Annotated in this window: 19 protein-coding genes; 6 read left to right on the forward strand and 13 right to left on the reverse strand. The window is 70.1% G+C overall.

Features of this window, described 5'->3' with window-relative positions:
• Positions 1–160: 160 nt before the first annotated feature.
• On the reverse strand, positions 161–1,558 hold the full coding sequence (locus JHW38_RS15740; protein ID WP_428995253.1) for a S8 family peptidase: 1,398 nt from the start codon (positions 1,556–1,558) through the stop codon (positions 161–163).
• Positions 1,559–2,281: 723 nt separating this feature from the next.
• Here JHW38_RS15740 and JHW38_RS15745 point away from each other — a divergent pair.
• Positions 2,282–3,799 (forward strand): 2OG-Fe(II) oxygenase, encoded by a 1,518-nt coding sequence (locus tag JHW38_RS15745; protein WP_207522280.1) that lies wholly within the window; start codon positions 2,282–2,284, stop codon positions 3,797–3,799.
• A 166-nt stretch (positions 3,800–3,965) separates the two neighbouring features.
• Here the strand turns inward: JHW38_RS15745 and JHW38_RS15750 are convergent, their stop codons facing one another.
• The 5 genes from JHW38_RS15750 to glnA all read right to left on the reverse strand — a co-directional run bounded on the left by JHW38_RS15750 (position 3,966) and on the right by glnA (position 8,829).
• Positions 3,966–5,351, reverse strand: a complete 1,386-nt coding sequence (locus tag JHW38_RS15750; RefSeq protein WP_428995254.1) for an ammonium transporter — start codon at positions 5,349–5,351, stop codon at positions 3,966–3,968.
• A 37-nt stretch (positions 5,352–5,388) separates the two neighbouring features.
• Positions 5,389–5,727: a P-II family nitrogen regulator gene (locus JHW38_RS15755; RefSeq protein ID WP_207522281.1), complete on the reverse strand. Its 339-nt coding sequence runs from the start codon at positions 5,725–5,727 to the stop codon at positions 5,389–5,391.
• Between the two features lie 44 nt (positions 5,728–5,771).
• Positions 5,772–6,611 carry a TorF family putative porin gene (locus JHW38_RS15760; RefSeq protein ID WP_242690957.1) on the reverse strand — a complete coding sequence of 280 codons (840 nt, stop codon included), beginning with the start codon at positions 6,609–6,611 and terminating at the stop codon, positions 5,772–5,774.
• Between the two features lie 224 nt (positions 6,612–6,835).
• Complete coding sequence (locus tag JHW38_RS15765; RefSeq protein WP_207522282.1) at positions 6,836–7,291, reverse strand: GNAT family N-acetyltransferase; 456 nt, start codon at positions 7,289–7,291, stop codon at positions 6,836–6,838.
• A gap of 128 nt (positions 7,292–7,419) precedes the next feature.
• Positions 7,420–8,829, reverse strand: a complete 1,410-nt coding sequence (gene glnA, locus JHW38_RS15770) for a type I glutamate--ammonia ligase (RefSeq protein WP_207522283.1) — start codon at positions 8,827–8,829, stop codon at positions 7,420–7,422.
• 324 nt (positions 8,830–9,153) lie between these two features.
• Between glnA and JHW38_RS15775 the strand changes: the two genes are divergently transcribed.
• From JHW38_RS15775 to JHW38_RS15790, 4 genes are all read left to right on the forward strand, one after another.
• Entirely contained in the window at positions 9,154–9,960 is an 807-nt protein-coding gene (locus JHW38_RS15775) for an undecaprenyl-diphosphate phosphatase (RefSeq protein WP_207522284.1), read from the forward strand.
• A 10-nt stretch (positions 9,961–9,970) separates the two neighbouring features.
• Positions 9,971–10,504 (forward strand): DUF2750 domain-containing protein, encoded by a 534-nt coding sequence (locus JHW38_RS15780; RefSeq protein WP_207522285.1) that lies wholly within the window; start codon positions 9,971–9,973, stop codon positions 10,502–10,504.
• Between the two features lie 140 nt (positions 10,505–10,644).
• Complete coding sequence (locus JHW38_RS15785) at positions 10,645–11,559, forward strand: hypothetical protein (protein ID WP_207522286.1); 915 nt, start codon at positions 10,645–10,647, stop codon at positions 11,557–11,559.
• Between the two features lie 90 nt (positions 11,560–11,649).
• The gene (locus tag JHW38_RS15790) at positions 11,650–12,543 is read left to right on the forward strand and encodes an META and DUF4377 domain-containing protein (protein WP_207522287.1); all 894 of its coding nucleotides are present in this window, start codon (positions 11,650–11,652) and stop codon (positions 12,541–12,543) included.
• A 107-nt stretch (positions 12,544–12,650) separates the two neighbouring features.
• Here the strand turns inward: JHW38_RS15790 and JHW38_RS15795 are convergent, their stop codons facing one another.
• The 7 genes from JHW38_RS15795 to JHW38_RS15825 all read right to left on the reverse strand — a co-directional run bounded on the left by JHW38_RS15795 (position 12,651) and on the right by JHW38_RS15825 (position 20,461).
• Positions 12,651–13,187: an RDD family protein gene (locus JHW38_RS15795; RefSeq protein WP_207522288.1), complete on the reverse strand. Its 537-nt coding sequence runs from the start codon at positions 13,185–13,187 to the stop codon at positions 12,651–12,653.
• Between the two features lie 30 nt (positions 13,188–13,217).
• On the reverse strand, positions 13,218–13,979 hold the full coding sequence (locus tag JHW38_RS15800; RefSeq protein ID WP_207522289.1) for an SDR family oxidoreductase: 762 nt from the start codon (positions 13,977–13,979) through the stop codon (positions 13,218–13,220).
• Complete coding sequence (locus JHW38_RS15805; protein WP_207522290.1) at positions 13,976–14,602, reverse strand: YbhB/YbcL family Raf kinase inhibitor-like protein; 627 nt, start codon at positions 14,600–14,602, stop codon at positions 13,976–13,978. Before JHW38_RS15805 ends, JHW38_RS15800 begins: the two co-directional genes overlap by 4 nt.
• Before the next feature lie 239 nt (positions 14,603–14,841).
• Positions 14,842–16,914, reverse strand: coding sequence for a tetratricopeptide repeat protein (locus JHW38_RS15810; protein WP_207522291.1), 2,073 nt, complete (start codon positions 16,912–16,914; stop codon positions 14,842–14,844).
• A gap of 200 nt (positions 16,915–17,114) precedes the next feature.
• A complete protein-coding gene (locus tag JHW38_RS15815; protein ID WP_207526394.1) occupies positions 17,115–18,104 on the reverse strand; it encodes a YheT family hydrolase in 990 nt (329 codons plus the stop codon).
• 10 nt (positions 18,105–18,114) lie between these two features.
• Positions 18,115–18,921, reverse strand: a complete 807-nt coding sequence (locus tag JHW38_RS15820) for a lysophospholipid acyltransferase family protein (protein ID WP_207522292.1) — start codon at positions 18,919–18,921, stop codon at positions 18,115–18,117.
• Positions 18,922–19,147: 226 nt separating this feature from the next.
• Positions 19,148–20,461 carry a sugar MFS transporter gene (locus JHW38_RS15825; protein ID WP_207522293.1) on the reverse strand — a complete coding sequence of 438 codons (1,314 nt, stop codon included), beginning with the start codon at positions 20,459–20,461 and terminating at the stop codon, positions 19,148–19,150.
• Positions 20,462–20,884: 423 nt separating this feature from the next.
• Here JHW38_RS15825 and JHW38_RS15830 point away from each other — a divergent pair, with 423 nt between their 5' ends.
• A complete protein-coding gene (locus tag JHW38_RS15830; protein ID WP_207522294.1) occupies positions 20,885–21,916 on the forward strand; it encodes a glucokinase in 1,032 nt (343 codons plus the stop codon).
• Positions 21,917–21,952: the final 36 nt, after the last annotated feature.

Raw genomic sequence — 21,952 nt, forward strand, 5'->3', positions numbered from 1 at the left:
CGCTTTGCGATCGCGCTCACATCCGAGCGGGAGTGCGGTGGCGCGGCAGCGCGAGGCGGACAAAAACGGACTCCGGCCGAAGCCGGAGTCCGTGGGTCACGACTCGCGATCGTGTCTTGCCGCGGCCGCCGCACGCGCGGCCGCGTCGTGCGCTGCCGCGTTACGGCGTGGCGTCGGTGGCCGCGTCGGCGTTGACGATGCCGGTGCCGATGGTCGGGTTCTGGGTCGAGGCGAACGGCGAAGCGGTGTTCTTGATCGTCGTCTCCACCTGCGCCGGGGTCAGGTCCGTGCCCGGCTTGGACTGCATCAGCGCGACCACGCCGGCCACGAACGGCGCCGCCATCGAGGTGCCGTTGTAGTTGACGTAGTTGAACGCGCCCGGCGAGGTGGTGCCGGCGTTGAGCGTCGACAGGATGGTCTGGCCCGGCGCGGACACGTCGACCAAGGCGCCGTAGTTGGAGAAGCTGGCGCGCACGCCGGCCGAGGTGGTGGCGCCGACGTTGATGACGTTGGCGCAGCTGGCCGGCTGGAACCCGGACGCGTTGGCGTTGCTATTGCCGGCGGCGACCACCACGGTCACCCCGCGCGAAACCGCGCCGTTGATCGCCACCTGCATCGCCGAGGTGGTCGCGCACGCGCCGCCGCCGCCGAGGCTCATGTTGATGACGGTGGCCTTGTTGGCGCCGACCGCGGGCACGCCCGAGACGGTGCCGCCGGAGGCCCAGGTGATCGCATCGGCGATGTCGGCCAGGGTGCCGCCGCAACGGCCGAGCACGCGCGCGCTGAGGATCTTGGACAGGAACGCGGTGCCGGCGATGCCGGTGGAATTGTTGGTCACGCCGGCGGCGATGCCGCTGACGTGGGTGCCGTGCCAGCTCGAATTGCGCGCCGGCTGGCCGACGCCGCACTGGCCGGCGGTGGTCCAGTCGCCCGGGTCGTGCGGATCGGCGTCGCGGCCGTTGCCGTCGTTGGCGGTGGTGGCGTTGCTGATGAAGTCGTAGCCCAGCGGCGAGGTGCGGTTGTTCAGCAGGTCCGGATGATCGGTGATGCCGGTGTCGACCACCGCGATGATCTTGCCCTGGCCCTGATAGCCGTTGTCCCACGCGGTGTTGGCGCGGATGCCGTAGGTGCCGTTGAGGCCCCATTGCTGCGGATACAGCGGATCGTTCGGGGTCAGCAGCGCCTGGAAGCGCGCGTTGGGTTCGACGAAGCGCACGCGCGGATCGGCGGCGATGCTTTTCATCAGCGTCGCCGCTTCGACCACGTCGAGCGGACGGCTGACTTCGATCAGTTCGGCGCCGGTGGAGATGGTGCGGGTGTGCTGGATCTTCAGGTCCTTGCGGCCGAGCGAAGCCAGGGCGATGTCGAGATCGCGCTGGAACGCGGCGGCCTTGGGCGCGTCCTCGGCGTAGCTGACGAGGAAGCCGTCGACCGGCTCGTCGGCCTTCAGGCCGGTGAGATCGACGCGGTCGGCCGCCAGGGCCGGCGCGGCGATGAGGCTGAGAACGGCGGCCGCCAGCGCGTGCCGGCGGAGGCGAAGCATGGAAGGCGAAGACATGAACGAAACTCCCGTGAGGTTTCGATGAGCCGCGATCTGCGGCGGAACCGTCCTGGTCCCTCTCGCGTGTCCAGCAGTGGGGAATACGACGTTGCCTTACGCGAGCGCGTCCGGACGTGGTCTGCGGGCAGCGCTATGCCCGCGCACTGGAGCCTAGAGAGGAATATTTATTCGACAACCGCTAAACCACCGTCGGTCACATCGGCTTCGCCGAAAACATCATGGATTGCGCATCGTCGCCGCTCGCGTTCGCATGAATCGGCGCAATGTTTTTTTTCGTAGCGATGAACGAGTGCGATGCGCGTCGTGAAGGCGGGCCGCGCAGTTCGATTGCGGTAAACGGTTATCCAACCGAGAGTGGCGCGAGGCGATGCGGCGACGCGCGAACGTACGTGCGCAAATGCAGAAGCAGGTGCTTGATGCATGTATCGAACGCATCGAATGCGGGTCGCAGCGACTGTAGGAGCGGCGCGAGCCGCGACAACCGCAGCGGTGTTCGAAAGCCCATCTCCCCGAAGCCAGGACAATCGATGCTGTTGCGGATGACGCAACGATTTTCCAGGCTTCGGCTACGACACTGCCGAACACCGCTGCGGTTGTCGCGGCTCGCGCCGCTCCTGTAGAAACCCCCTCCCTCGACGGCGCTCGAACACAGGAGTAACGTCGTCCACGAGCGCATCGCCGCGGCCGCGGACCCCGAGTCCGCACTCACAAGGAACCGACATGAACGCCGCTGCCCACACGCTCCTGCCCCTGCGGGCGGACGCGCCGTCGTCCGCTGTCCGCAGCATCGAACGGCCGCTGCCGGCCGCGCTCGGCGCCTGCGCGCTGATCCACGGCTTCCTCGACCCGGCCGAATGCGCGGCGCTGATCGCCGCCGCCGAAGCGCGCGGCTTCGGCGGCGCCGGCAGCGACTACCCGCCTTCCTATCGCAACAACGACCGCCAGGTGCTCGACGATCCGGCGCTGGCGCGGCGCCTGTTCGAGCGTCTGCGCGCGTACGCGCCGGACGAGCTCGCCGACGCCGACGGCGGGCGTTGGCGGCTCGAATCGCTCAACGAACGATTGCGCTTGTGCCGCTATCGTCCGGGCCAGCGCTTCAATATCCACCAGGACGGCGTGCACCACCGCGGCCCGGACCTGCGCAGCCGCCTGACCTTCATGATCTACCTCACCGACGGCGCCGCGTTCGCCGGCGGCGACACCTTGTTCTACGCGCACGGCCCGGGCCGCGGCGGCGAGGCCGAGGCCGCGCCGCAGGCGCGGGTCAGGCCGCGCGCCGGCGCGCTGATCCTGTTCGACCACGCGCTGTGGCATGCCGGCGAAGCGGTCACCGCAGGGGTCAAGCACATCCTGCGCAGCGATCTGTTGTATCGCCGCATTGGCGCTCGCGGCCCGGCCGACGCGCCGGCGCCGTTCGCGCCCGGCCACGACGGCTACGTCTGGACGCTGGCGCGCCTGGGCGACGGCCGCATCGCCAGCGCTGGGCGCGATGCGCAGGTGCGGCTGTGGTCCGGCGACGGCCGCGAGACGGCGCGCCTGCAAGGACACGCGCAGTCGGTGCTGGGCCTGTGCGAACTGCCGCACGCACGGCTGGCGACGGTGTCGCGCGACCGCAGCCTGCGGATCTGGAACCTCGCCGATGGCGCTTGCCTGCGCAGCGCGCCCGCGCACGACAGCGCGGCGCTGTGTTTGACCCGGCTCGGCGACGGCCGCCTCGCCAGCGGCGCGGCCGATGGCGGCATCGCGCTGTGGAACGGCGACGGCGAGCGCCTGCGCGCCTGGACCGCGCACGCGGGCTGGGTGTGGTCGTTGTGCGCGCTAGGCGACAGCGGATTGCTCAGCGCCAGCGAAGACGGCGAGCTGGCGTGGTGGAACGCTTCAAGCGCGGAGCGTGTCGCCAGCCTGCGTTGCGATGCGCCGCTGCGCAGCGTGGACGCGGAAGGCGCGCGGATCGCGTTCGCCGGCGTCGACGGCCGTATCCGTTTGGCGCGTGCGAGCGACGGGGCGCTGCGCGAGGACCGCGATTGGCTCGGCCACGACGCGGCGGTTCGGCGGGTGCGCTGGCTCGGCGACGGGCGCTTGGTCAGCTGCGGCGAGGACGGGCGCGTCCGGGTGTGGAACGCGGACGGCGCGTTGCTGCAGGAGCGGCGGCACGACAACTTCGCCACCGATGCCTTGCTGCTGGACGACGGGCGGCTGCTCAGTTGCGGCTACGACGGCGTGTTGCGTACGGATTGAAGGCAAGTGGCGCGGTTGGCGAGGTTTCGCGGTCGCGGCTTGCGCCGCTCCTACAGGGAGCGGCTGTAGGAGCGGCGCGAGCCGCGACCGCGCCCGATCCGATCGTGCCGCAACCCCGCAGCCCCGTCATCCCCCCTCTCCCGCGAACGGGAGAGGGGTCCCCCACTCAGCTCTCGTACGCCGACTCGCCGTGCGTAGTGATGTCCAGGCCCTCGCGCTCGGCTTCTTCGGCCACGCGCAGCCCGACCACCGCCTTGACGATCGCGAACGCGACCACCGACACCAGGCCCGACCACACCACGGTGATCGCCACGCTCAGCGCCTGTACGCCGACCTGCGCGGCGATGCTGTCGTTGCCCGCGCCGAGGCCGAAGCCGCCCAGCGCCGGTGCGCTGAACACGCCGGTCAGCAGCGCGCCGATGATGCCGCCGAGGCCGTGCACGCCGAACACGTCGAGCGCGTCGTCGGCGCCGAGCAGGCGCTTGAGCCCGTGCACCCCCCACACGCAGGCCGCGCCGGCGATCGCGCCGATGGCGATGGCGCCGAACGGGCCGACCGTGCCGCAGGCCGGGGTGATCGCGACCAGACCGGCGACCACGCCCGACGCGCCGCCGAGCATCGACGACTTGCCCTTGACGATCTTCTCGACCAGGCTCCACGCCAACGCCGCCGCCGCAGTGGCCAGCAAGGTGTTGAGGAAGGCCAGCGCCGCGCCCGCGGTCGCTTCCAGGTTGGAGCCGGCGTTGAAGCCGAACCAGCCGACCCACAGCAGCGACGCGCCGATCATGGTGAAGGTGACATTGTGCGGCTTCAGCGCCTCGCGTCCGTAACCCACGCGCTTGCCGACGAAGTAGGCGCCGACCAGACCGGCGACGCCGGCGTTGATGTGCACCACGGTGCCGCCGGCGAAGTCGATCGCGCCCTTGGCGAACAGGAAGCCGTCCGGCCCGTACCAGACCATGTGCGCGATCGGCAGATACGCGAAGGTGAACCAGATCGCCGCGAACAGCAGCACCGCGGCGAACTTGATCCGCTCGGCGAACGCGCCGACGATCAGCGCGCCGGTGATGCCGGCGAAGGTCGACTGGAACGCCACGAACACGTACTCGGGCAGCGACACGCCGGCGGTGAACGTCGCCGCCAGCGATTCCTTGTTCACGCCCTTGAGGAACAGTTTATCGAACGTGCCGATCCAGGCGTTGCCGCCGGCGAAGGCGAGCGAGTAGCCGTAGCTGACCCACAACAGCACGATCAGCGAAAACACCGCCAGCACCTGCATCAGCACCGACAGCACGTTCTTGGAGCGCACCAGCCCGCCGTAGAACAGCGCCAGGCCGGGCACGGTCATCAGCAGCACCAGCAGGGTCGAGGTCAGCATCCAGGCGACATCGCCCTTGTCGACCACGGGTTTGACCGCCGCCGCGGCGGCCGCGGCCTCTTGCGCGTGGGCCGGGGCGAACGCCAGCAGCGCCGCCGCGGGCAACGCGGTCCACAACAACGTCTTGCTCATCCGCCCGCGCGCGCGGGCCTCGTCGATCGTCGCGTACTTCATAAGGGTTTCTCGCAGGCCGAAGTCAATGGGCTCGTCGTCACAGGGCGTCGTCGTCGAGTTCGCCGGTGCGGATGCGCACCGTGTTCTCCACCGGCAGGACGATGATCTTTCCGTCGCCGACCTTGCCGGTGCGCGCGGCGTTCTGGATCGCCTCCAGCGCCGCGTCGAGCAGGCTGTCGGGCACCGCGCATTCGATCTTGAGTTTGGGCAGGAAATCGACGACGTATTCGGCGCCGCGGTACAGCTCGGTATGGCCCTTCTGCCGTCCGAAGCCTTTGACTTCGGTGACGGTGATGCCCGATACGCCGACTTCGGTCAGCGCTTCGCGCACTTCGTCGAGCTTGAACGGGCGGACGATGGCGATGATCAGTTTCATCTCGCAACTCCAGGTTGGGTCGTGCTCGTTGGGCTCGCGCGGCGTCAGAACGCCTTGCTGACGGTCAGGGTGAATGCGCTGTCGGCCAGGAAGTTGTTGTGGGCGTTGGTGTAGAGCGCTTTTTCGGCGTCGGTGTCGCTGTAGGCGGCGGCGACGGAGAAGCCGTTGTCGAAGCTCTTGGTGACGCCGAGTTTCCAGTCGGTGTACTCGAAGGCCTCGTTGTTCTCGATCCACTGCTTGCCGCCGTGCAGGTTCAGCGTCCAGCCCGGCTGGAAGGTCCAGTTGAGGTTGGCGTCGAGATAGCCCGAACCGTCGGAGTCGGCGTAGCCGAACAGGTCGGTGACGGCGTGCGAGTACTTGAGCCCGAGCGACACCGTCTCGCTCGCCGCGAGCGTGCCGCCGACGTAGATCTCGGTCGTGTTGGGGCTGTTGAAGCCGGACGGATAGCTGCCCGGGTAGTAGTAGGTCAGCACGCCGACGTCGTAGGAAAAGATCTCCCCGGCCTTGCCGCGATAGCCCAGGTAGCCGTCGAGTTCGAGGCTGTTGGAAATGTCGTCGCCGACGACGACCGTGTCCGACAGCCAGCTGACGTTGCTGCCCCACGCGCCGGCGTAGAAGCCGCCGTCGTGGGCGTACTCGATCCCGGCCTGCAACGCCGGCTTCTGGTTGGTCTGGGACACGCCGCGGAACAGATAGTCCGTGGTCAGCGCGACCGAGCCGGACGTGCCGGCGAACGCCGGCGACGCCGCGCAGGCGAGCGCCAACGCGAGCATCGCGCGTCGTGCGGTTTGTCCCTGGCGCGGAGCGTGTGCGAGCGTCGTCGTGACGCGGGACGCCGTGGTGGCGACGGCATCGGTGGTGTTATCGCTGGTGTGAGACGACATGACGCAGGCTCCTCATAAGCGGTGGCCCCTCCCCGGTCATTGCTTCGCGAAGGAAGCGGTGGTGCGGGATGCGGCGGAACGCTTCGTCGTCGTTCTCGCCGTTTTTCGGAAACAAGCCGCCCCGCGGCGGACGTGGCCCGTCGTGCGCGTTCTCCTGGTTGGAAGGGAAATCGAAAGCCGCCCAAACGAACACGGCCCGAAGCGTTCGCTCCGGGCCGTGCGGGTTACAAGGTCTTGCTCATGAACACGCTGTTGGGATCGTCGCGGTAATCGGCGAAGGGCCCGCAGTAACCGAAGCCGTAACGCGCGTACAAGCTGCGCGCCGGCCCGAATCCATCCATCGAGCCGGTTTCCAGGCTCAACCGCCGGTACTGCCGGCGCGCCGCTTCGGCGAGGATGTGCTCGAGCATCGCCGCGGCCACCCCGCGCCGTCGGTGCGCGTCGGCGGTGCGCATCGATTTGATCTCGCCGTGCTCCGCGTCGAGCCGCTTGAGCGCGCCGCAACCGAGCAGTTCCTCGCCGTCCCAGGCGCTCCAGAAACTGATCTGCGGGTGCTTGAGCGCATCGAGGCCGAGCGCGTGGATGCTTTCCGGCGGCGACAGTTCGGCCATGCCCTGCAGGTGTTCGCGCAGCAGCGCGATCACTTCGGGACGGTCGAGCTGGCCTTCGCGGATGTGCATCAGTCGCTGTTCCTTCGTTTCGACAGGCAAAGCAGGGGCCGCGGGCGCCGGCGCGAGGCCGCCGCCCTGGGGGACACGATCGTTTCGAACTCAGCGCGGCCGCAGTGCGCGGCCGCGCTGCGGCGCCGTCAGACGGCGTAGTACATCTGGTATTCCAGCGGGTGCGTCGCAGCGCGGAACTTGGTCACTTCCTGCATCTTCAGCGCGATGTAGCCGTCGATGAAGTCGTCGGTGAACACGCCGCCGGCCTTGAGGAAGTCGCGGTCCTTGTCCAGCGCTTCCAGGGCCTGGTCGAGCGAGTGGCACACGGTCGGGATGCCCTTCTCCTCCTCCGGCGGCAGGTCGTACAGGTCCTTGTCGCTCGGCGCACCCGGGTCGATCTGGTTCTTGATGCCGTCCAGGCCGGCCATCATCAGCGCGGCGAAGGTCAGGTAGCCCGACTGGATCGGGTCGGGGAAGCGCATTTCGATGCGGCGCGCCTTCGGGTTGGCCACGTACGGAATGCGGCAGCTCGCCGAGCGGTTGCGCGCCGAATAGGCCAGCATCACCGGCGCTTCGAAGCCCGGCACCAGGCGCTTGTAGCTGTTGGTGCCCGAGTTGGTGAAGGCGTTGATCGCGCGCGCGTGCTTGAACACGCCGCCGATGTACCACAGCGCCAGCTGCGACAGGCCGCCGTAGCCGTCGCCGGAGAACAGGTTGACGCCGCCCTTGGCGAAGGACTGGTGCACGTGCATGCCGCTGCCGTTGTCGCCGACGATCGGCTTGGGCATGAAGGTCGCGGTCTTGCCGTTGCGGTGGGCGACGTTCTTGATGATGTACTTCATCGTCAGCAGCTCGTCGGCCTTGGCGACCAGCGAGTTGAACTTGGTGCCGATCTCGCACTGGCCGGCGTTGGCCACTTCGTGGTGGTGCACTTCGACTTCGATGCCGACCTGTTCCAGCGTCTTGCACATCTCGGCGCGGATGTCGTGCAGCGAGTCGAGCGGCGCGACCGGGAAGTAGCCGCCCTTCACGCCCGGACGGTAGCCGCTGTTGCCGCCTTCGTATTCCTTGCCCGAGTTCCACGCGGCTTCTTCCGAATCGATGTGGAAGAAGGTGTGGCCCATGTCGTTGGCGTAGCGCACCGAGTCGAAGATGAAGAACTCGGGCTCGGGGCCGAAGAAGGCCTGGTCGGCGACGCCGCTAGACTTGAGGTAGGCCTCGGCGCGCTTGGCCACGCCGCGCGGGTCGCGCGAGTAGGCCTGCATGGTGGCCGGGTCGAGGATGTCGCAGGTCAGCACCACGGTCGGATCGGCGGTGAACGGATCCAGGAACGCGGTCGACGCGTCGGGCAGCAGGATCATGTCCGACTCGTTGATGCCCTTCCAGCCGCTGATCGAGGAACCGTCGAACATCTTGCCGTCCTCGAACAGGGCCGGCTCGACGATCGACTTGGGAAAGGTCACGTGATGCTGCACGCCGCGCATGTCGGTGAAGCGCAGATCGACGAATTCGACCTTGTGGTCCTTGATGAGCTTTTCGATGTGTTCGAGGGACATGTGCTGGGATCCGGGATTGGGGATTGGGGATTTGGGATTCGGGATTGGCAAAGCGGGGGCCTTGCGACCTGGTTAGATTCAAGCAAACGGCGTGCCAGCTTTCGACTTAACGTAAGCTAATGATTTTAAAAGGCGACCAGCTAAGCCCTTTCAGATAAAGCACCAAATTGGGGCAAGCAATCCAGGTTTCGCACCAACTTGGAAATTGCCGCTTCCGCTATCCTGACCCGCTGCCGCGAGCCCCCGATCGCGCGGCCCGGGCAAATCCGCCGCGAATCCCGCCTCCGCCAATCCCGAATCCCGAATCCCCAATCCCCGCCCCCAATGACCGACCTGCTAGCCGCCCTCCTCCTCGGCATCATCGAAGGCATCACCGAATTCCTCCCGATCTCCAGCACCGGCCACCTGCTGATCGCCCAGCACTGGCTCGGCGCGCGCTCGGACCTGTTCAACATCTCGATCCAGGCCGGCGCGATCCTGGCGGTGGTGGTCATCTACTGGCAGCGCCTGTGGGGCCTGGCCGTCGGCTTCACCCAGCGCGACAACCTCGACTACCTGCTCAAGCTCGGCGTCGCCTTCGGCGTGACCTCGGTGCTCGGCCTGATCGTCAAGAAAGCCGGCTTCACCCTGCCCGACCACGTCACCCCGATCGCCTGGGCGCTGGTGCTCGGCGGCGTGTGGATGATCGCGGCCGAGCATTTCGCCGCCAAACGCGCCGCCGCGCTCGGCGAGCGCAGCGAGATCACCTGGACGGTCGCGACCCTGGTCGGCATCGCCCAGGTCGTGGCCGGCGTGTTCCCGGGCACCTCGCGTTCGGCCGCGACGATCTTCGTCGCCCTGCTCGCCGGCACCACCTCGCGCGCGGCGGCGACCGAGTTCGCGTTCCTGGTCGGCATCCCGACCATGTTCGCCGCCAGCGGCTACGAGCTGATGGGTGTGATCGGCACCCCGGCCGCGGCGCAGGAAGACTGGGGCGCGCTGGCGGTGGCCTTCGTCGCGTCGGCGGTGACCGCCTTCATCGCGGTCAAATGGCTGCTGCGCTACATCCAGAGCCATCGTTTCACCGCGTTCGCGATCTACCGCTTCGTGTTCGGCATCGCGCTGTTGCTGCTGATGCCGGCGGGCAGCTGAGGAAACCGTCATGTCCGATCCGCAAGCACCCAACGCCAACGCCGCGCAGTTCGAGCAGGAACTGCTCGAAGACCAGGCGCTGTCGGCCGCCGAGCGCTACGCCTCGTTCCTCGCCGCGGTCGCCGACAGCGGCCGCTTCTGGGTCGCCGAGTCGGGCGAGTACCTGCTGACCCTGTTCGACGGCGACGGCCAGGAACTGCTGCCGGCCTGGCCTTCGGCCGCGACCGCGCACGCCGCGCTGGCGCAGGCGCGCACGCAGTCGCCGAACCTCGCCGGCTACGCGCCGGCGCCGCGCGAACTGGCCGCCTGGCGCGAGCGCGCCGCCGCGGCGATGGACGAGGCCGGCGTCGGCGTCGGCACGTTTCCGGACCTGGCGATGCAATGCGCGGTGGTCGCGCCGACGCAATTGCTCGAACACCTCGATGCGGTGATCGCCGATGCCGGCGCGGCGGCGGACCAATCCGCGGACGCTGCGCCCGGGCTCGACCTCGCCCAGGCGCAGCGCGCGCTGGCGCAGAAGTTCGCCAAGCCCAAGGGCGACTGAGCGCCGCACGCGAGGAAACGCCTGTGCGCAAGCCTGCGCGCGCCGGTGACGAATCTCGATAGCGCGACCGCTATCGCACATCGGTATCGACGCCGCGCACCGGACTGCTTCACGCTGTGCGCCCCGATACGGAGATCGTCATGGGCACCGGCATGAAATTCCCGCGCGTCGCCGCGATCGTCGTCGCGCTCGCCTTTTGCGCCGGCCTGGCGCTGGCGTACGCCGCCAGGCCGGGCGGCTACGGCGCCGATGCCTCGTCCGACCCGACCCTGACCTCGTTGCCGCGGCGCAAGGCCGGCATCGCCGACCTGACCGAATACCCATGGCAGGTGCAACTGGCCACGCGCGCCGACGGCAACGCCTTGCCGCTGCTGCAGGCCGATGCGATCAGCCAGATCGAACTGCGCTTCAGCGACCGCAGCATGATGTTCCGCGGCGGCAACACGCATTCGATGGAGTACCGCATCGACGGCGCGCGCATCGTACCCGCTCATGGCGACAGCGACGGCTTCGCGATGACCCTCGCCGGCACCGCGCACGAGCGCCCGCGCGCGATCGACGACCTGCTGTCCGCGCACCTGCGGCCGCCGTTCGACTACTGGCTGGAAGGCAGCGGCGCGACCCAGCGCCTGTACCTGACCGGCGCCGACGGCACTCGCTTCATCCTGCAGACGCAGGACGCGGCGTACGGCGCCAAGGCCGAGCAGGTCAGCCTGGAAGCCGAACCCGGACTGCGCGCCTGCGCGGTCGGCTGCGCAGCGCTGGCGGCGCCGACGCCGAGTTGCCTGTCGGTGCGCAAGCTGCGCTGGGTGAAGTACATGCCGCAACCGGCGTCGGACTGGTTCCTGCTGCCGAAGCACGCCTTCGACGGGCGCCGTTCCGACCCGCAGCGACGCCAGTTGCTGGACACGCGCCACTATCCGAGCCTGACCGGACAAGCGTGCTCGCTCGGCGTCTACGTGGTCGACATGGTCACCGACTTCGATCAGATCCCGAAGGTCGAAGTCCATGGCAATACGGTCAGCGCGACGGCGCAACACGACGCGCAGCCGTGAGCCCGACCCGCGCCTGAACGCGCAAAACCCCATGCGGCGCGGGCCTGCGTTCATCTGTTTTTCGCGACTCACCCCGGATCATTGCGCCCCATGAAAATCCAACGCCCCCTGCTTCTCGCCGCCGCGCTGTCCAGCGTCCTGCTCGCCGCCTGCGCCGCGCCTTCGACCAATGCCGGCAAGACCGCCGACGCCAAGCCCGACGCGCAGTCGCAAAGCGGCGCCCAGCCCGACACCGGCGCCGCACCGGCCGCGGTCAAGAGCGATCCGGCGCTGGCTTCGTCGGTCGACCTGCGCGGCTACACCTGGAACCTCGACACCGCGACCGACGCCGCCGGCAAGCCAATCGCGCTGTTGCAGCGCGAAGGCAAGTACGGCCTCAAGCTGAGCTTCAGCGGCGACAACCTCGGCGTGTCCGGCGGCTGCAACCACGTCGGCGCGGGCTTCAAGCTCGCCGGCGACCGCATCGACATCGGCGCGTTCCGCACCACCCTGATGGCCTGCGAAGACCAGCGCCTGATGCAGATGGACAGCGCGATCAGCGAACAGCTCAAGGGCAGCGCGCGCTTCGCGATCGAAGGCGACGCGCCGCAGCCGCGCCTGCTGCTGACCACCGCCGGCGGCGCCAAGCTCGTCCTCAGCGGCGAGCCGACCGCGGAAACCCGCTACGGCAGCGCCGGCACGACGATGTTCCTGGAAGTGGATTCGCAGCTGCGCAAGTGCTCGCACCCGCTGATCCCGAACTACCAGTGCCTGTGGGTGCGCGAGCGCAAGTACGACGACAACGGCGTCGCGCTCAAGCCCAGCGACGAATGGCATTTCCTGTACCAGAACATCGAGGGCTACACCCACGAAGCCGGCATCCGCAACGTGGTGCGGGTCAAGAAGTTCGACATCAAGAACCCGCCGGCCGACGCGTCGTCGGTGGCGTACGTGCAGGACATGGTGATCGAAAGCGAATCGGTGCCGGCGCCGAAGTCGAAGTAAGCCGCGCCGCCTCGCTTGCTGCGGGCCCGGTCGCCGCAAGGCGGCCGGGCCCGTTCGTTATCGGCTCGGCTGCGAAGGTCGACGCAGGCGAATCTGTGCGCCGCGCTTCAGCGCTTGGCCGCCGCGCGCACCACCAGCGTCTTCGGCAAGCGGTCGTGCCACGCCGCCACGCGCGCGCCGCTGAAGAAGATCGTGAACGGTTCGAACGGAATCTGCCGCGCGGCGGTGCGTCCGAGCACCTGGGCCCAGCTCGGCGGCCGGCCCTGTACGTCGACCACGCGGGTGCTGGTGACCAGCTTGCCGAGGGTGACGCCGAAGATGCCTTCCATCGGGACGTAATAGGCGAACTGCACCAGCAGCATGGTCAGCGACATGGTCGGGTTCCACGGCGCGTCCGGCGCGGGCCGCAGCAGCTTGAGCACGTCGGGGTCGAACGCGGAATACACGCTGAGCCCGCCGAGCACCACCGCGCTGCACACCGCGCTGTCGATCAGCAGGTTGATCAGGCGCTGGGCGCGGCTGGCGACCACCAGTTCGGCGGCGCGCTCGGCGCGCAGTTCGGACTGCGGCCGCTCGTGGGGGTCGCGCTGCTGGGGGTCGCGCTGCTGGGGATCGCGCTGGCGGGAATCGTCGGGAAGGTTCATGGCGTCGTTCGTTTCGGATCGTGGCGCGGTTTACAGCGTGCGGGTCTGGCCGCCGTCGACGTCGACGATGGCGCCCTGCATGTAGCTGGCGGCGTCGGAGACGAGGAAGGCGACCACGCGGGCGATTTCTTCCGGCGCGCCGAAACGCGCCACGCCGAGCGTGCGCGCCAGTTCGGCCGCGGCCGCGGCGGCGTCGAGGCCGCGTTCGCGCGCGATCGCGTCGATGCGGGTCTGGGTGCGTTCGGTGGCGATCGAACTGGGATTGACCGCGTTGACCCGCACGCCGTCGCGCACGCCGCGGTCGGCCAGGGCCTTGGTCAGGTTCAACAGCGCGGCGTTGACCGCGCCGCCGATCGCGAACTCGGCGCTGCCGGTGCGCCCGCCGATGCCGGCGATGTTGACGATCGCGCCGCCGCGTTCGGCCAGCGCCGGCCACGCAGCGCGGCACAGCCGCACCGCGCCGAAGAATTTCAGGCCGAAGCCGGAGCTCCAGTCGGCGTCGGAAAAGCCGAGGAAATCGCCGCGCGGGGTCGCGCCGGCGTTGTTGACCAGCACGTCGAGGCCGCCGAAGCGTTCGTGCGCCGCGGCGACCGCGCGCGCGGCGGCCTCGGGTTCGGACAAGTCGGCCGCCAATGCCAGCGCCGGGCCCGGCAGTTGCGCGGCCAACGCGTCGAGCGCGGCGCCCGAGCGCGCGACCAGCACCACGCTGAGCCCGCCGGCCGACAGCTCGCGCGCGATCGCCGCGCCGATGCCGCGGCTGGCGCCGCTGACCAAGGCCACCCGCGTACTCACCCCTTGACCTCCGGGTTGAGCGAATACGTCGCATAGATCGACGCCTGCCCCAACACATGCCCCTGCATCGCATTGAGCGCATCGGCCGCGGTGAAACGTGCGTCCAGCGGCAGGCGCTCGACGTCGAGGGCGAAGATGCGGAAGAAATAGCGATGCAGACGCAGATCGTTCGGCGGCGGGAACGCGCCGTCGTAGCCGTACCAGTCGCCGGCCAGATCCGGATCGGACGCGAACCAGCCGGTGTAGTCGTTGAGGCCCTGGCGCGCGCCGCTCGGGCCGGCCGGATCGCGCTTGCCGTGCGCGACCACGCCGTCGCTGCAGCTGCCGGCCGCGATCTCGCGCACATCGGCGGGAACATCGGCCACGACCCAATGGATGAAATCGCCGCGCACCTGATGTTCGGGAATCTGCACGTCGTCGCGGCCGACCATCTCGGCCACCGTCGGCACGTCCGGGTCGATGCAGATCAGCACGAACGAACGCGTTCCTTCCGGCACGTCGTCCCAGGCCAGGTGCGGATTGCGGTTGGCGGCGAAGCCGAAACCGTCGGCCGTGGCCTGGCCGGCGGCGAATTCGGCGTCCAGGCGTTGGCGGTGCTGGAAACTGTTGCTGCGGATCTGCATGACGGACTCCTGGTTCGAAGCCGGCGTGCGCACGCCGGCTTGGGGACGCGGATGGTTCGAAGCGGATTTTCGGAGCGCGCCGGCGGACGCGGATGGTTCGGGTGTTTTGTTCGACGCGGCTGGCTCGACGCACGCGCGCGCCGCGGCGGGCGCGGCGGCGCGGGCGCCCATGATCGCACCCGCGCATGACGACGACCGCGACCGCCGCCGCATCGGCGGCGGCGGCGCGGCGCGCGCGCTCAGCGCTCGGGGTAACCGAGCCGGCGCGCGACCGGGCCGAGCACCGCGAAGGCCTCGCCGAGCGGGCCGGCGTAATCGCGCCAGCGGCCGTTCGGCAGGCGGTCGCTGATGTCGATCTCCTTCGGCAGCTGCAGGTTCACCCGCAGCGTGTCGGCCAGCACCTGGGCGATCTGCGCCGGGTGTTCGCCGACTTCGTCGAGCTTGACCAAACGGTGCGGGAACAGGTTGCCTTCGTGCAGGTCGGCGACCTGCTCCAGGCTGCGCGCCAGCCAGCGCGCGCCTTCTTCCGGCGAGCTCAGGCGGTACGGGGTCGGGCTGCCGAACGCCAGCCAGTCCAGCAGCATGTCGCGCGGGTCGCGCACCGCCATCAGCAGGAAGGCTTCGGGCAGGTACGGACGCAGCGCGCGCAGCAGCGCGTTGTCCCACCACAGCAGCCAGTCGTACACCGGCGCCTCGCCGACGCCGCGCGCGGACAGCGCGGCGCGGTAGAGCTTGACCAGGAACGCCGGATCCAGGCTGCCGGACAGCAATTCGTCGACCGTGCCGTAGCGCTGCATCGGGTCGCTCGGCGGCTGCGGGCCGAAGCGGTCGAACAGCAGCGGCGCGCCGGCCAGGCCGAGCACCTGGCCGATGCGTTCGATCTGCGAACCCGGCGCGCCCCACAGCAGCAGGATGCCGCGGCTGCCTTCCGGCGCCTTCGCCAGCGCCGGCCATTCCTGGCCGGTGCGCGCGCTGATCGGGTTCAGCGGCAGGCGCTGCTCGGTGACTTCGGCGTGCAGCTCGGCCCAGGTCGCGGCGGCGGCTTCGGGCTGGCCGGCGACGTCGAGGGTGCGGCCGAGCATCTGCCGCAGCTCGCGCTTGACGTTCGGATCCGGGGCCATCCCGATCAGCCGCTCGATGCGCTCGGCGGCGGCCTCGGGATCGCGTTCGACCAGCGCCTGGACGATGCGCATCTCGGCCTGGGCGTCGCCCGGGCTGAGTTCGGCGATGCGTTCGGCCAGGGCCACGGCCTGATCGGTTTCGCCGAGGTGGTCGTGCACGGCGGCGCGCGCTTCCAGCGCGCCGAGATTTTCCGGCATGGCTTCGCGCCAGCGCGCGATCACCGCCAGCGCCGACTCCGACGCGAACGGTTCCAGCGCGACCCGCGCGCGCCACAGCTGCGGCGTCTGCGGCTGCGCGGCGAGCGCGGTTTCCAGCGACTGCACCGCTTCGTCGAAGGCGTCGTTGCGGCGCCAGGCTTCCATCGTCGCGTCGAGCGTGCGCAGGTCGGCCGGATGCTCGGCGAAGGCGCTGCGCAGGAAACGCAGGGCGCGGTCGTTGCGGCCGGCGTCGAGTTCGACTTCGCCGGCCCAGCGGCGCACGCCGAAGTCGGCGCCGTCGCGTTCGGCCAGCGGCGCCAGGCGGTCGGCGGCGTCGACGAAGCGCGACTGGCGGCGCAGCAGTTCGGCCAGCAGCAGCGGCAGGGTCGGCTGGTCGGGATTGAGCTCGGACAGGCGCTGGAAGCACTGCTCGGCGAAGGCGAGGTGGTCCTTGGCGAGGTACGCGAAACCCAGCGCGTGCAGCACCTGCGGGTCGTCCGGCGCGACCGAGCCGGCCTGGCTCAGCACCGCCAGGGCGCGGTCGGGATCGCCGCGGCGCAGCGCCAGCATGCCGACCACCGCGGCCACGCGCGGATGGTCCGGGGCGATGCGCGCGGCGGTGCGGGCGAGCCGCTCGGCTTCGTCGAGGTCGCCGTGCAGCACCGCCAGCTGGGCCTTGATGATGTAGGCGGGGAAGGTGTTCGGGTCCAGGCCGATGGCTTGCGCCAGCGAGGCCTGGGCCTGGTCGAGCTGGCGCCCGTCGAGCAGCGCGCCGGCGCGCTCCAGGTGCAGCTGCGCGTCCTCGGGCGTCAGGCCGATGGCGCGGTCGAGCGCGGCCACGGCGGCCTCGCCCTGGCCGTCCAGGCGCAGCGCGGCGGCGTGCAGGCGGTGGGCGCTGGCGTCGTTGGGCTGCTCGCCGACGAGCTGCTCGGCGCTGGCGAGCGCCTGAGCCGTGTCGCCGCGGCGCAGGGCGTCGAGGATGGGTTCGTACATGTGACGTGCTTCGCGCTGGATAAGAGGGGGGATTGTAGGGGTGTGCGCGGTTTTGCGCTTTTTGCCCGGTTCGGCGGCTTCGGGCGGGCGCGCAGCGGGAGCGGGCGCTGCCGGGCGAACGCGCAGCGGTACCGGCGCACGGCGGCGGCGCGGACGCCGGCCGGGCGCGGCCCGGCGATGGCCGATCGGCGCGGCAGCGCTCAGCCGGCCGCCAGCGCGTCCATGCGGTCGGCGATCCAGCGTTCGGCGAAGCCGTCGAGCTGGGCGTTCTCGAGGAAGCCGCAATGGCCGCCCCACGGCGCCACTTCCAGGCGCGAATGCGGCGGCAGGCGCAGCTCGCGGAAGCCGGCCAGCGGAATCACCGGGTCGTCGGCGGCCATCAGGATGCTGGCCGGCACCTGCAGCCGCGCCATGCGTTCGCCGGCGATGGAATAGCCGTCGAAATAGCGGTCCAGGGTGCCGAAGTCGGTGTGGCGCTCGACCATCCACTGGGTCAGCGGGCGCATGCGCAGGCCGAGGGTGCGGTCGTCGAAATCGTGCACGGCCGGAAACAGTTCGCGCTTGCGCGCCAGCGAGCCGCGCCATTTGCGCTCGAAGTACCACAGGTACATCGGCAGCCCGGTTTCCATCTGCTCCATCGTGCGCGCCGGATCCAGCACCGGGCACACCGCCGCGGCGTGCGCCAGCGGCAGGCCGATCTCGGACGCGCGCAGCGCCAGGCGCAGGGCGAAATTGCCGCCGAGCGAATAGCCGGCCACCGACAGCGGCCGCAGCGGGAAGCGCTCGGCCACGACCTGCGCGGCCTGCACCACTTCCTCCAGGCGGTTGGAGTGGAACAGGCCTTCGTTGAGGTGGTGGGTGTCGCCGTGGTCGCGGAAGTTGAGCCGGAACACTTCGAAGCCGCGGCCGAGCAGGCGCGCCGCGGTCAGGCGCATGTAGTTGGATTCGGCGCTGCCTTCCCAGCCGTGCAGCAGCAGCACCAGGCCGCGCGGCGTGGTGCCGGGCACCGCGCTGTGCAGGCCTTGCAGGCGCACGCCGCCGGCGGTTTCCAGCAGATGCAGTTCGCTGCGCGCGCCGGCCTGGGCCAGGCGCCGCTCGGCGTTGCGCCGGCGCAGCGGGCTGGAGCCCAGCACCGACTGGATGTGAGCGTTGCGCAGCCAGCGCGGCGGCGCGTAGTCGGATGCGGTCAGCATCGCCGCCTCAGCCCGCCATCGCCTCGACGATGCGCTGCCGCGCCAGATCGGCGATGCGGCGGCGGCCGTCGGCCTCGCCGGGGCCGATCGGCGCGAGGAAATGCACTTCGGCCAGCCGCCCGGGCTCGCCGAGCAGGCGCAGGAAGTTGGCGAAGAAGCTTTCGCGGTCCTGGAACGCGACCACCTGCTGGGCGTCGCCGCGCTCGCCGTAGCGCAGCGCCACCGGCTGCACCGGCACGCCGGCTTCGACCGCGGCCATGAAGATGCGCGCGTGGAACGGGCCGATCTCGCGGCCGCCGCGGGTGCCGCCTTCGGGGAACACGCCGACCGAACGGCCCGCGCGCAGGCGCGAGAGCATTTCGTGCAGCACCCCGCCGAGCGATTCGGTGCTGCCGCGCGAATGGAAGATGGTGTGGCCGCGCGCGGCCAGCCAGCCGACCACCGGCCAGCCGGCGATTTCGCGCTTGGCGACGAAGCCCATCATGCGCTGGCTGTGCAGGATCTCGATGTCGACCCAGCTGACGTGGTTGGCGACGAACAAGGTCGCCCCGGCCAGCGGCGTGCCGACCCGGCGCAGGCGGAAGCCGAAGATCCGCATCAACCCGGCCGACCAGGCCCGGATCACGCGGTGTTCCAGGGTTTCCTCGCCCCAGGGGATGCGGGCGGTGGGCAGGGTGATCAGCAGCAGGACCAGCGGCAGGTGGACGAACACGTGCCACAGCAGCAAGGGCGTACGGATCAGGTAACGCAGCGCGCGCGCGGCCGACGCGCCGGTGGGCGCGACCGCGCCGGCGTGGGGAGGCGGCGCATTCATTGCGTGCACGATACCGAAGCGCCGCCGCAGCGGCCAGGGTCAAATGGCGGAACGCCACGTCCGGCGAGGCCGGACGCGGCGGCGGTGAAATTTTCACCGGATCGGCGCCGGCGCTTCAAACGCCGGGCGCCGGCTGGCGGGACGAGCGGCAGCGGGGCCTCGCGGCGGCAAGGCCTCCCAGAAGGGCTCCAGCCCGGCGGACCCCGCCTGCGCGGGGCCCGGCGGTTCAGTTGGCCTCGACCGCCGGCGCCGCGCCGGCGCCGCTGCGCTCGCGCAGGCCGAGCTTATGCCCGACCTTGGCGAAGAACAGGATGTACAGGTAGCACGGCACCATCAGCGCCAGGAACACCGCCTGGAAATCGAAGTGCTGCTTCAGCACCGCGTACAGCTGCGGCACCACCGCGCCGCCGGCGATGCCCATGACCATGATCGCCGAGCCGGTTTCGGTGTGGCGGCCGAGGCCGCGGATGCCGAGCGGGAAGATCGCCGGCCACATCATCGCGTTGGCGAAGCCGAGCGCGGCGACGAACAGCACCGAGACGTAGCCTTGGGTCGCGAACGCGCCGATGCTCAGCAGCACGCCGAGCACCGCCGACCACGACAGGTAGCGCTCCTGCGAGATGAAGCGCGGAATCACGATCAGGCCGACGATGTAGCCGGCCAGCATCCCGCCAAGGGTGAACGAGGTGAAGAACTTGGTCTTGTCCAGCGGCAGGCCGAAGCTGTGGCCGTAGGTGCCGATGGCGTCGCCGGCCATCACTTCCACGCCGACGTAGACGAAGATGCACAGCGCGCCGAGCCACAGGTGCGGATAGCCGAACAGGCTGCGGCCGTCGTCGCCGCCCGCGGCGCCGCCCTTGTTGACCTCTGCGGCGCGCAGTTCCGGCAGCGGCGAGAACAGCACGCCGACCGCGAGCAGCGCGAGCACGCCGGCCATCAGCAGGTACGGGCCGTGGATGTTGGTGGCGAACTCGTTGAGCAGCTGCTGCTTGGTGGCCGGATCGGCGCCCTTGACCTGTTCGGCCAAGTCGCCCATGCCGTGCAGCACCAGGGTGCCGAGCACGATCGGCGCGAGGATGCCGGCGATCTTGTTGCAGATGCCCATCACCGCGATGCGCCGGGCCGCGCCCTCGATCGGGCCGAGGATGCTGATGTAGGGATTGACCGCGGTCTGCAGCACCGCCAGGCCGGCGCCGATCACGAACAGACCGCCGAGCGCGCCGGGGTACCAGCGCTGGGTGGTGAACTCGCCGAACACCGCCGCGCCGATCGCCATCACCATCAGGCCCAGGGCCATGCCGCGCTTCATCCCGGTGAAGCGCAGGATCGACGAGGCCGGCAGGGCCAGGAAGAAGTACGACAGATAGAACGCCATCGGCACCAGGAACGCGCCGACTTCGTCGAGCTCGAAGGCGAGCTGGGCGAAGCCGATCAGCGGGCCGTTGAGCCAGGTGACGAAGCCGAACACGAAGAACAGCGCGCCGACGATCGCGATCGACATGAGATAGCGCGGCGGAGCGCTGGCGTTTGCAACCGACATGAGACATCCCCTCCCAGGGCAGGCGGGAGACGCCCGCCGCGTGCGCCTTGCTCCGGTTGACCGGCACGACAAGCGTTGGCCCAACGTTGTCACAACTGCCCGCGTCCTGCCAACCGGGACCGCCCGAATCGGCTGAAACCCGCGCCAGAACGTGATCTCCGGCGCGCGTGGCGATGTTGCGCCGCATCAAGAAAAGCGCGGCAACCGACACGGTTTGCGCCCGGCGATGACGGTTTTGCGGAGTCTTGTTGACAACGTTGTCAAAGCGGGTGCAGTCTCGGCGCCGCCAAGGGGAACGCTCAAAGGCAGCCGTGGAGGGCGCATGCAGTGGGACGGGTCGTGGGAAACCGGACAATCGCAGCCGCAGAGCGGGCGCCGCGCGTGGCGCCTGAACGGGCGCGCCGCGCGGACGCGGGTGCGCGCATGAGTGCGGCGCCGCGGCCGAGCACGGCCGCGCCGGCCGACGCCGGTACCTTCATCGCCGCCGACGTCGGCGGGACCCACACCCGGGTCGGGCTGGTGCGCCCCGGCCAGGGCGGCGACACCGTCGCCGTGCTCGCCCACCGCAAGTACGTGTGCGCCGACTACCCGAGCCTGGCGCCGATCCTGGCCGAATTCATCGCCGGCAACGGCATCGGCGTGGAGCGCGTGGTCATCGCCTGCGCCGGCGTGGTGCTGGAAGACCGCGTGGTCAATTCCAACCTGCCGTGGCCGATCTCGCTGTCGGAACTGCGCCGCGAGCTGGGCCTGCGCGAAGTGTTGTTCATCAACGATTTCCAGGCCAACGCCAACGCCGCCCAGTGCATGGCGCCGGAAGACTCGACCCTGCTGACGCCGGGCGTGCGCGACGCCGCGCCGGGCCCGGTGCTGGTGATCGGCCCCGGCACCGGCCTGGGCGCGGCGATCCGCATTCCCAACGGCCGCGGCACCGTGGTGCTGCCGACCGAAGCCGGCCACACCGCGTTCGCGCCGGGCAACGCGCGCGAAGTCGAGATGCTGCGGCTGGTGCAGCAGCGCGGCCACGACTACGTCAAGACCGAACATTTCGTCTCCGGCCCCGGGCTGGTGAACCTGTACGACTCGCTGTGCACGCTGTCCGCGGTCGAGCCGGCGCTGCGCGCGCCGGCGGCGATCACCGAGGCCGCGCGCCGCGGCGACGCGATCGCGCGCGAGGCGGTGCTGACCTTCTGCGCCCTGCTCGGCAGCGTGATCGGCGACCTGGTGGTCATCAGCGGCGCCAAGTCGGTGTTCATCGCCGGCGGCATCCTGCCGCAGCTCAAGGACTTCGTGCCCGACAGCCGTTTCCACGCGCGCATGCTCGACAAGGGCGTGATGCGCCCGGTGCTCGAGAGCGTGCCGGTGCGGCTCATCGAGAACGAGCGCCTGGGCGTGATCGGCGCGGCCAGCTGGTACCTGGAACACAGCCGCGACGCCGCGGCCCGCAGCGTCACGTAATCCCGAATTCCGTCGCGCGGCGCGCAGGCGCCGCGC

The organism is Lysobacter enzymogenes, from assembly GCF_017355525.1.
Lineage (GTDB): Bacteria > Pseudomonadota > Gammaproteobacteria > Xanthomonadales > Xanthomonadaceae > Lysobacter > Lysobacter enzymogenes_C.